This window comes from uncultured Thiohalocapsa sp., from assembly GCF_913063425.1.
In the GTDB taxonomy this organism is placed as follows: Bacteria; Pseudomonadota; Gammaproteobacteria; order Chromatiales; family Chromatiaceae; genus Thiohalocapsa.
This window is the reverse complement of sequence record NZ_CAJXYK010000088.1, coordinates 1-11,171: the sequence shown is the minus strand read 5'-3', so window position 1 is coordinate 11,171 and position 11,171 is coordinate 1. Positions and strand designations below refer to the sequence as shown.

Genomic DNA, 11,171 nt, shown 5'->3' with positions numbered 1-11,171 from the left:
CGATGCGCCAGTCGCCGCCCGCCTCGGCGAGCGCGGCGTCTGTGAAGGCGGCGAGATGCGCCTTGGCGAAGGCGCCGAGCCCGAGATGGACGATCCCCACGCCATGCGCGGCGGGGTCGTAGCCGGGGCGCTCGACGCCCGCCGCGAGCACGCCCTCCAGCGCGGCGGCCTCCAGGTCCGGGTGGCGCTCGCGCAGGCTCGCGAGCAGGTCCGCGCGCTGCGCCGGCGTGCCGGTGCTGCCGGTCTCCAGCAGGCGGCGGACCAGCTGGACCTCGCCGTCGTCCAGGTCCGCCACCAGCGCCCGGGCCGCGGCGGGCAGCAGCCCGGCCACCTCGGCCCGCCGGCGCTCGCGCAGGGCGTCCGTGCTCGCCTGCACCTGTGCATGTCGGGCCAGCGCCACGGCGCCGCGCAGGGCTTGCAGGAAGCCCGCCTGGTCCAGGTCGGGGTCCGCCTCCCGGGCGGCCCGCAGCAGGGCGTCCGCCGTGTCCGCGTCGTAGACGCCGCGCTGCACCATGTCCGCCGCGGTGCGCAGCCCCGCCGGCGGCAGCCCGGCGAGCGGCCCCGGGTCCAGCTCGCCCAGCCGCTCCCGCACCGCCGCCGGCAGCTCTGCCGTGAGCGCGCCACGGGCGGCGGCGCGCTGTGCCTGCCGCGCCGGGTCCGGCGCTGCCTGCGTCGCGGCCTGCGCGCGCTCATGTCGGTCCACGTGCACATCGAGGTCCGCCATGAAGCGGGACACGTCCAGGCCCGGGTGCTTCTCCACCAGATCCGCAATGAGCTCGCGGCGGTCCGGCGCGGCTGCGTCCGTGTCGCCCTGAAGCCGCGCCAGCAGGCCCTGGATGGTCTCCGCACTCATGCCCTGGTCCAGCGCCACCCGGCGCAGGGCCGGCGGCAGCACCGCGGCGGCATTGCGGGTGGCCTGGATGCCCGCGGCGACGCTGTCGAGATCCTGCCGCGGGAAGACCTCCCCGGCGCTGATGCCGGCGAGCCTGAGCGCCCGCAGCTGGGCGTCGCTCGGGCTGCCGGAGCGCACGGCCGCCGCGTGCAGCTCTCGGTAGCGGGCGCGGTTGCGGGCCATGACCCGGTTGCGCGCGGCGCCGGCCCAGAGGTCCTTGAGCCCGGCCTGGCCGATCTGCGCCAGGGCATCGTCGAAGGTGCCCTTGTGCTTGCCCGTGCCGACGTCGAACAGCACCCCGGCGGTCTCCCCGGCCATGCTGCCCAGGGACTCGCCGATGCCCTCGCGCAGCATGCCGCCCGCCTTGGGGCCGAGCCGGCGGCTCAGGCCCGCCATGCGCGAGAGGTCGTCCGGGTCCGCACCCCGGGCCAGCTGGCGGGTGAGCTTGGCGTCCAGCCCCTCGGAGACGCCGGCGGCGACGGCGCCCACGGCGGCGCCGCGCCCGCCGGCCTCGAGCAGCGCCTCGAAGCCCTTGCCGATACCCTGCTGCCAGGTCTGGTCCTGGATGGCCGTCTGCGCGACGCCGCCGACGGCGCCGGTGAGGCCCTCGCGCACCACGGCGCCGCCCACCCGGCCGAAGCTGCCGGTGAGCTTGTTGCCCACGGCGGCGAGCTTGCCGGTGACCCGCCCGGTGCTGCCGAGCCCGCCCGCCAGGGCGCCGCCGGCGCCGGCCAGGGTCGCCTCGATGGCGGTCTGCGCCGCATCCGTCGCCGCCTCCTCCCAGCCGTAGCGCCCGCCGCGCATGCCGGCCTTGACCGCCATGGTGGCGGCGCCCGCCACCAGCGCGGTGATGACGCCGGCGGCCACCAGGTTCACGCCCGGAATCAGCATCAGCGCCACCGAGATCACGACGGCCAGCGTCGTGATGGCGCCGGTGATGATGGACTCCTGCCGGTCCAGCTCCGCCTGGTAATTGCGCGCAGCGTTGTTCAGGTGGTCCATGCTGCGGCGCATGGCGATGCGGTTGCCGCGGAAGCGCCCGCCCTGACTGCCGGGCGGCAGGGTCGCGTCGTTGGGGCCGGGGCCGAAGGCATAGGTGGCGTAGGGCTCGGCGATGCGCCCGTCGCGTCCCAGCACGGCGCCTGGGTCGTTCGGGATCTCCGTGCCGGGCGGGGCGTTGGCCCGGGCGGCGGCGATGATCTGCTCTGACAGCTCCGAGCGCTTGCGCTGCATGAACTGTTGCTCGTCGCTGCCGGCCATGGCCGCCCGGCCGAGACCACCGGTGCCCTGCACGCGCTGGAAGCGCTCCCGGCGCAGGGCCTGGGCCATGTGGTCGCGGTCCGTCACCGGCTCCCCGTAGGCCAGGTCCGTGAGGCGGCCGGCGAGATCCCCCGAGACCTCGCTGCCGAAGCCGCCCTCCTCGCCGAGGCCGAGGAAGCTGTCGAAGTCGCTGCCTTCCTCCCGCCGCCATTGGCCGCGGGCCGCCGCCATCTCGCCGGCGCTGCGGCCGGTGAAGCCATGCTCCAGCAGGGCCTCGTTGGTGCCCGCACCGGCGGTGGCCAGATAGGTGGTGGAGGCGACGCTGGCGCGGCCGCCCTCCACCAGCTCCCGGGCGTAGCGGGCGCGCTTCTCGGCATCGGTAAGGTCGGCGGCGCCGGTGACATCGGTGCGCAGGCCGCGCAGGTCCCGCACACCGCTGAACAGCCGCTGGGTGCGGGTGGAGATGCTCGCCGTCACCTGGTCGTCTGGCAGGTCGGCGACGCGTGCCGCGGCGGCGGTGGCGGCCTGATCGGCCTCGCCGGGGGCTGCGTTGCGGGCGGCGTCGTCCGCCGCGAGGCGGGTGGCGAGCAGCTTGAGCCGCTTGGCACGGTCCTGCTCCGCCTGGCTCAGCGCGTTCAGGGCGGCCTGGTGCGCGGCGGGGTTGGCGGCGTAGTAGTCCCGCTTTTCCTCCAGATCGCGCCGCAGCCGGGCCAGGCGCTGGTCCTCCAGCGCCAGGGTCACGCGCTGCTCGCTGTCCTCGGAGGGGCCGAAGGTCTCGCCCTCGGCGCGCTGCATCTCGTAGGCGGCCTTGGACGCCCAGGCCTCGTCGCTGGCGAGCCCGTGGCGGGTCAGATCCTCGATGTAGCGCCGGGTGGCACGGCCCACGGCCTCGCCGCGGTTGTGCGCATTCAGGCCGGCGGTGGGATCGGCGAAGGCGCGCTCCCGGGCCATGCGGTCCCGCGGCGCGGTCATGGCGTGGATGAAGGTGGCCTGCGCCTGCGCCTGGGCCTCCTCCGGGGTCTGGCCCGAGGCCGCGGGCTGCTGGTCGGCACCGGTGCGCTGCCTGGCGAAGGCCAGCACGGCGTCATTGAAATGGCCCTGGACCTCATCCGGCGTGAGCGCGGCGCCGTGCTCGGAGAGGGCGAATTCCTCGCGGGTCATCCGCTCCAGGTCCGCGCCGAGGCGGAACAGCTCCTCGTCGCCCCGGTCCCGGGCTTCGACACGGCGCTCCTCGATGCGCGCCGCCAGCGCCGCCGCCGGGTCGAGGTCCAGGTAGCTCGTGGAGATGGTCAGCGCGGGGCCCGAGAGCTTGTCCTCGAGCATCTGCTGCGTGCGCTCGCGCTCGGTCGCGCTCACCTGGCCCGCCGCCGCACCGCCGGGCATGAGCTCGAAGGCCTGGGCGCGCAGCAGGTTTTCGCGGGTCTTGCGGGAGTTGCCGAACCAGGCATCGCCGGAGAAGATGCCGAGGGAATCCTCCACCACCTGATCACGGCCGCGCTTGCGGGTGAGCGCGTTGCTGGAGAGCAGGTTGGTGACGGTGTCCGCGTCGTCGTCGTCCAGCACCTCGGTGGCACGGCTGCGCAGGGTGTCGGATTTTTCCGTGTCGAAGGTGGCCTCCACCGCCGACGGCCCCGGCCAGGGCAGCCCGCCGATGGCGTCGAACACCTGGTCCGGCTTGGCGCGGGTGGCGTAGGCGTAGTAGGCGCCGCCAATCGGGGTCGCCACCGTGAGCGCCACCATGCCGCCGGTGCCGAGGCTGCGCCGGGGCATGGCGTCGTCCGCCTGCTGGGCGCGCTTGTTCAGATCCTCGCGGGTGGCGGTGACCACTGTGGCGAGCGTCTGGTCCGCCATGCGCACGCGGTAGGCCTCCACCGCGTCGTTGTAGGCGCTGCAGGCACAGCCCAGGTCCTGGTTGATGCTGGCGGCGAAGCCCGCCATGGTGCGCGCAAGCTGCCCCTCGGGGTCGTCCCGGGTGGCGGCGAGCGCTTCGATGCGGCGCTTGGCATAGCCCTGTGCCGCCGCCAGCGTCTCGCCCATGGCCGCCGTGAGCACGCCCGTGCTCTGGGATACGAACAGGTTCATGTCCACGGCGACGCCCTGCTTCACGTCGTCGATGCCGCGCAGCGCCGTGGTGGCCTGCTCGCTGAGCTTGGCGGCGGTGTCCGCGGCGCCTGCGGCCATGCGCTCGTGCATGCCCTGGGCGCGCTCGGTGAGCATGGCCAGCTGCTGCGCCGGCAGCCCCGCGGCGCTGGCGCGGGCCTGCTGCAACAGCGGGCCGATCCGGCGCACGTCCAGGAACTGCCCCGGCGGCAGCAGCGCCGCGGCCCGCGCCACCAGCTCCGGATAGGCCTCTGCCAGCGCCGGTGCCGTCGCCGCGAGGGAGCGCTCCACGCTGCGGGCCTGCCGGCGCAGCCCGGCGATGGCCTTGCGGGCGGCCTTGCGCAGGCCGCGCACCAGGCGCGGCTTCAGATCGCCGCGGAGATAGTCCTTCACGCCGCGGCGCTTGTCCTCGAGCTGGCGGCGGTAGCGGGCAAAGTCCGCAGCGCGGCGCTCGGCATCGGTGGCGAAGGCCTGCTGCGCCTCCTTGGGCCGCTTTTTCATCAGCGCCCCGTAGCGGGTGCCCACGGGGGTGGTGATGCCGAGGGCAACGCTCAGGAACAGCCCGGCGTAGGTCTCCAGCGCCGCGGCGCGGCGGTCGAGCTCCTGTTTGCGCTGGCCGTGGGCCACCTTGTGATCGCGCTCCAGCACAGGCTCCGCGCGGGTCTGGACCCAGCGGCCCACGGCGCCGCTGTCCTGGTCCTTGATCCATTGCGCAAGCCGCTCTTTGGCGTCATCCATGGTGCGCGACACCTCGGGCTTGGCGCAGCGCGGCTCGGGCGGCTTGTCGGAGACGACGCTCTTGGCGCCCTTGGGCGGGGGGAAATCCGGAATCTCGAGCGGCTCGACCTTGCCGGTGTCGAGGATCTGCGTGACCTTCTTTTTGGCGTCGGCGAGGTACTGGTCGCGAAAGGCCTGGCGCAGCGCGTCGTAGGCCTCCCGCATGGCCGCATCGTTGCCGACGAGCTGGTCATGGACCTCCTGCACCACCTCGGCGCGCTTCTTTCGGCCCTGCTCGTCCTGTTGCTGCTCCTGGGCGTTCAGGTGCGCGAGCGCCGCGTCCGCCACCCGGTCCACGGCGCCCACCGCCTGCCCGATGCCGTGCTCGATGCGGGCGACGCCGCCCGCCAGCGCGGCGGCCACGGGCTGCGTCAGCAGCAGCAGCGCATGGCCGGTCTCGCGCGCCAGGTGCTCTGTGTCGAAGACGATGCGGCGCTGTCCGGCCCGGGCCTCCTCCACCAGGGCGGCCATGGCCTGGCGGACCTGGGCATGGTGCAGCGCCGGCGGCTTACCGGTGCGGGTGCGGATCTGCTCGGCGCGCTCCCGGGCGGCGGCGGGGGGCGAGGGCACCTCCGGCGGCGCGATGCCGAGCACCGCGATGGGCAGCTCCGGCAGCGCCTCCTCTGCCCGGGTCCGCGCCAGCGCCCCGTCGCCGGCGGCGACTGCCGGGGCGCCCGGCGGCTGCGCCCCGGCGGCACCCTGTGTCTGCTGGCCGTCCTCGTTCCGCACTTCGTCCTCTTGCGGTGCAGCGTCTTCGCGCTGTGCCTGCTCCCCGGCCGGTGCCTGGTCGGCGTCTGCATCGCCCGGCTCGGGCTCCGCCGTCGGCCCGTCGGCGCCGTCCGCACCCGCGTCGGTGGCGTCGTCCGCCTGTGCCGCCGCGTCGTCAGCGCTGCTGTCGCCGGCCGACGCGTCCTGCTGCGGCGGCGCGCCGGTGAGATAGCTGGGGGGGGCCGCGGCGTCGGCGACATCGGTGTCCGCCGTCGGCGCTGCTGCCGCCGGGTCCGGTGCCGTGTCGCCATCGGGGCGCAGCCGCAGCACCGGGTCGCGGCGGCCGGGGACGGCGTCGGCGGGTGCAGCGCCGCGGCCGAAGGCTCCGGGCCGTTGCGGGGCGGGCGCCGGCGCAGCAGCGGGCAGCAGGGCCGCGTCCGGCATGGCGGCGGCTCAGTGCAGGCCGTGCGGGTGCAGGGCCTGCGCCAACAGCGGGGCCATGCGCCGCGGCAGCTTCGGCAGCCACAGCCAGCGCTCGCCCAGGCGCGTGAGCCCGTCGCCGGCGACGCCGGCGTCGGCGCCGGGGGCCGACCAGCGCCAGCACAGCCACACCGGCGCCGGCAGCAGCCAGGGCGCGATGTCGCGCCAGCCCGTGGGGAAGGCATTGCTCGCCTCGTTCGGGAACCGCAACAGGCCGGCATTGGCGGCCTGGATGTCGAGCTCGGTGAGACCGGCGCCCGGGGCGAGCCGCGGTGGACGGCGTTGCGCGTCGTCCAGCAGCGGCAGCAGGGACTCGGCGAAGGAGGCGTCGAACAGCGCCAGGCAGTCCTCCCGCGTCGGCATCAGCGTGGCCGTGAAGGCCGGGTCGTGCAGGCGCCGGATCACGGGCTCGGCGGCCTGCGCCACCACGGCCAGCGCGGCGAGCGCCCGAGTGCGGGCGGCGGCCACCGCGGTGAGGTGCGCCACGGCCCGGGCCGCCGCCTGGGCCACCACGGGCTCGGTGTCGGTCTGCAGTGCGCCGATGGCATCGGCGGTCTCCAGCGACTCCAGCTCGGCCAGCCCCCAGAGCGCATGCAGCCGGGTGCCCGCGTCCGCGCTGGTCAGGCGCCCCACCAGTGCCGCCGTGTCCAGCCAGGGCAGGGCGTCCGCGATCAGCCCGCGCAGCACCGGCGGGCAGGTGTCCATGTCCAGCACCCGCAGCATGGCGATGGGATTCAGGGTGTAGACCAGATGCGGCTTGTGGCCGCCGTGGGTCCAGGTGGCAAGCGCCGGCTCGCCGGCGATGCCGGGCTCGGTGGTCTGCGCAGGCTCCGCCGGCGTCCAGCCGAGCTCGGCCAGGCGCGCCGCCAGCTCGGCGAAGCCCAGTGCCGGGTCCAGGATCAGCACCCGCGGCAGCAGCAGCGGATTCATGCGCCCGCCCCCGCGTCGACCGCCGCCGTGCTGCTGCCGCCGGCGCTCGCGCCCGGGTCACTTGCGCGGCGGCTCAGCTTGGCGGGCTCCGGGCGGCCCAGCTTGCGGTACTCCGCCTGCACGCCAAGGTACAGCGCCGGCGGCGGGATGGCGCCGGCAGCCGGGGCATGCGCGGCGGCGGTGAGCACGGCGTTGCGGATCTGCCCGCCGGAGAGCTCGCAGTTGCCGGCCAGGAAGCGGCACACAGCGTCCCCCGGCGTACGCGGGCCCAGATGGCTCTGCCACAGGGCCAGGCGCTCGGCGAAGCCCGGCAGCGGGAATTCCAGGATCACGTCCAGCCGGCGGGTGAAGGCCGGGTCGATGCGCTCGCGGCTGTTGGTGGTGAGCAGCACGATGCCGGGGTGGGTCTCGATGCGGGACAGCAGGAAGTCCGTCAGCATGTTCGCATAGCGCTCGCCGGTGTCGCGGCCGTCGGTGCGGCGGCCGAAGACGCCGTCCGCCTCGTCGAACAGCAGCACCACGTCGGCCGCCGCCGCGCGGTCCAGCAGCTCCGCCAGGTTCTTCTCGGACTCGCCGATGTACTTGTTCATGACGGCGGACAGGTCCACGCGAAACAGCGGCGCCCCGAGCCGGGTGGCCACATGGCTTGCGGCGAGCGTCTTGCCGGTGCCGGACTCGCCGACGAAGAGTGCCCGCACACCGGGGGTCGGGGTTGCCGCCAGCGTCGGTCCCAGGTCCGCCCACAGGGATTCGCGGCGCTGGGCGCGCAGGATGACCTCCTCCACGCCGGCGGCCACCGGCGGCGGCAGCACCAGGGCCTCGGCGGCGACCTGCCGCGGCAGCGGCTGGGCGAGCCGGCGCAGGTCCGCGGCGGCCAGGGTGCGGCGCGCCGCCGCCACTGCCGCAAGGCCGAGCGGTCCGTCGGCCTGGGCCGCGCCCAGCGCCGCCTCCGCAGCGGTGCGGCGGATGGCGGGGGCGCTGAGCCGGGCGTTGGCCAGGGTCTGGGCCAAGTCTGAGCCCGCCGCCGCCGGCGCCTGTGCCCCCAGCAGCGCCGCCCACAGGTCCCGCCGCTCGGCGGGCTGCGGCAGCGGCATGGCGAGCTCCGCGGTGCGCAGGTCCGCCACCGTGCCCTGCTCGCCGAGCAGCACCACCAGGGGCACCGGCGGCGTCACGGGCGGCAGGTCCAGGGCCTCGCCCGGCCCGGGCGCCGCCCGCAGCACCACCATCGACCCTGCCAGCGCGCAGCCGAGGCGCAGCTCGGCGTCCTCGAGCCAGGTGTCCTGCGGCACGCAAAGCGCGTTGCGCCCGAGCGCCTGTGCCAGGGCCGCCGCCGTCTCCGTGCGGCCGGAGCCCGGGCCGCCGCGCAGCAGCACGGCATCCAGGGTGCCGTCTGCGAGCCGCGCCGCGAACGCCGGCAGCGCGGCGCTGAGCGCCGCAGGGAGTTGCCCCGGTGCCGGCGGCGGCGCGCAGCCGGGCCAGTCCGGCAGGCCGCCGCAGAGCACGGCCCAGAGCCTGGGCGCGAGGCCCAGGGGCGTGAGCGGCAGCGGCAGGTCGCCGCGGGTGGTCACCAGGCCCATGGCGAGCGGTGCCTTGAGCGCCCGGGCCGCGTCCGGCCGATCAAGCCCCAGCGCCGCCTGCAACAGTGCATCACACAGGTGCAGGGTTGGCCGCGGCTCCCGCGCCGGTGCCTGGAGCGCGGCGACGGCCATGCAGGCGGGGTGCGAGCGCTCCATGCTGCCCAGGATGCAGAGCAGCAGCAGGGCGTCGTCGGCATGGCCCTCGGCATCGGCGATGCGCGCGAGGGGCAGGTCCATGGCGCGCAGGTCGGTGAGGCCGGTGGCGATGTGCCGGCGCAGGCCTGAGTCCGTTGGGGCGCCGGCGTCCGCGGGCTGGGGCATTGCCGTGCCGAGCGCCTCCACCAGCAGCCGGCAGCAGTCGTCGTCCTGCGGCAGGGCGCGGCGCCAGAGCAGCAGCAGCGCGGCCAGGGCGACGCCGACGGCCGTGGCCCCGGCGCTGTCGGGGCTCGCGCCCGCGGCGGACTCGGCGGCAACGGCCGGCTTGTTGAGCGCCGGGGCCGTCATGCCGGCGGCTCCGCCGCGTCGTAGTGGAAGCGCACCACACGGCCGAGCCAGGGCACCCAGCCGGGGTCGATGTCCAGGGCCGCGAGCCGCACCGCGAGCCGCACGGCCGAGGGCGGGAAGCGCACGTCGAGATGCGTCGGTGGATGCGCCACCTGGCCTGGGACACGCAGCAGCTCGGGCTGCCAGAGGCCGCTGTGTACCTCGCCCAGGTCATCCGCCTCGGCGTAAAGCCGTCGCCCGAGGTCCAGCAGCGCCGGCAGCGCGGGCCAGCGCGGCGTCTGCGGCAGGCCTGCCGCGTCGTCCAGGCCCAGGCGTGCGGCGAGGAAGCCCGCGGCGGCGCCGTCCGCGGCGAGCCCAAGCCCGCAACCCAGCCACCAGAGCCTGAGCCAGCCGTCCTCCGGCGTGTCCGGCGCCGCCAGCAGCGCCGCCGCCTCCGGGCGGTTCAGGAAGTTGATGAGGTAGAAGACGCCGGCCTCGGCGATGGGCACCTCCGGCGTTGCATCGGTGGGGCCGGTCTGCCATGTGTCCGCAGCGATGGGCTGCGGACCGTCGGGCACGGGCTGCGGCACCTCGTCCGGGCCGGATGCGGGCGTGGGCGCCGGCGGCGCTGCGGGCCGCGGCGTCGGCGCCGCGTCGCGAATGCGCAGCAGCGGATGTGGCTGCGGCAGGTTGGGTGGCGCTGGGTTGGGCGCCTGCTGCGAGGCTGGAGCCCGGGTGTCCGCGGCCGCGGGCTGCGCCGGGATGTCGGTGGTGTGCTGACCTGCTTTGGCCGGCGCCGGCGGTGTCGATGCTGGGGTGGCGGCGGACGGCGCCGCGTGCTCGGCTGCCGATGCTCGTGCACTGCTCGGCGCGCGGCGGGCCGGGTCCGGCGGCGGCGTCTCGCGGGTGAGCCCTGCCCGCGCTGCTGCGTCAGCCGGCTGCGCACGCAGCGTGCGTCGCGGCGGCATCGTGGTGGATGTCGTAAGCAGCGCTGCCACAGCGACGATGCTGGCGACGGGCGCCGCGGCGAGCCTGGCGGGCCGCCATTCCAGCAGCAGCAGACAGGCGCTGAGATGGACACGGGCATCGGCGGTCGGGAGCCCGGTGACGGCCGCCCGCCAGCGCTGCAGCAGCGCCGCGGGCGGCGGCTCCGGCAGGGGCTCGGGCGCGGACGCCCGGGGCGCAAGGTCGAGCCCGGTGGCGTGGGCGAGCCGGGCCGCCAGGTCCGCTGCGCCATCGCTCCCGAGGCTGGCCCAGACCGCCGGCAGGGCCGTAAGCCGGTGCAGGCGCTCCGCCACCGCGGCGAGGCGCAGCGGCACCTGGGCCAGCAGGCGATGCACCGCAGCACCGCGGGCCGCGGGCCCGCCCGGAGCGGCCCAGTCCCGTCCCAGCAGCTTGGGCGCCAGGCGGTGCCAGAACCAGCGCTCGCCCACCAGCCCCAGGGCGAGGTCCCGGGCGAGGTGGGCCAGCAGGTCGTCGAGGTCGTGGAAGAAGACCGCGCCGGCGTCGCCGGCTCCGGGGTTGCCGCCGTGCACGGCCAAATCCAGCGCGGCACGGGTGCCGGCGGCGGCCTCGGCGGCAATCCGGCTCAGGCCGCTCTGGACCTTAAGCCGGCGCAGCAAGACCCAGCGCCGGTCGGTCGGATGCGGCCAGTGCGCCTGCTCCAGGGCACTCACCGCCGCCTGCCGCTGCGTCGTGGCTGCCCGCAGGTGCAAGCGGCCGATCACCAGCGCATCGGCGCCCAGGGTCAGGGGGTCCATGTCGGTTGCCGCGGGCGGGCGCATGTGCGGGTGGCCGGCATCAGCCGAGCTTGGCCACCGCGGCGCTCGCCAGCACCGCGAAGCGGGTGGTGACGGTCTGGGTCTGCAGGGCCGCCTCCACCTGCACGATGTCGGCCACCGCCCCCTGCTCATCCTGGTCCTGCACGCGCAGCAGGCCGACCACGCGGCGGGCGTCGTCCAGCA

The 11,171-nt window shown here is 76.0% G+C and carries 3 protein-coding genes and 1 pseudogene; all 4 read right to left on the bottom strand.

The window, feature by feature from the left end:
• A pseudogene (locus tag QZ607_RS24970) lies at nucleotides 1-6,181 on the bottom strand (hypothetical protein); the annotation flags it as partial.
• 9 nt (nucleotides 6,182-6,190) lie between these two features.
• Nucleotides 6,191-7,147 carry a hypothetical protein gene (locus QZ607_RS24965; RefSeq protein WP_295888727.1) on the bottom strand — a complete coding sequence of 319 codons (957 nt, stop codon included), beginning with the start codon at nucleotides 7,145-7,147 and terminating at the stop codon, nucleotides 6,191-6,193.
• A complete protein-coding gene (locus QZ607_RS24960) occupies nucleotides 7,144-9,228 on the bottom strand; it encodes an ATP-binding protein (RefSeq protein WP_295888723.1) in 2,085 nt (694 codons plus the stop codon). Before QZ607_RS24960 ends, QZ607_RS24965 begins: the two co-directional genes overlap by 4 nt.
• Nucleotides 9,225-10,967: a hypothetical protein gene (locus QZ607_RS24955; protein WP_295888719.1), complete on the bottom strand. Its 1,743-nt coding sequence runs from the start codon at nucleotides 10,965-10,967 to the stop codon at nucleotides 9,225-9,227. Before QZ607_RS24955 ends, QZ607_RS24960 begins: the two co-directional genes overlap by 4 nt.
• Nucleotides 10,968-11,171 lie beyond the last annotated feature (204 nt).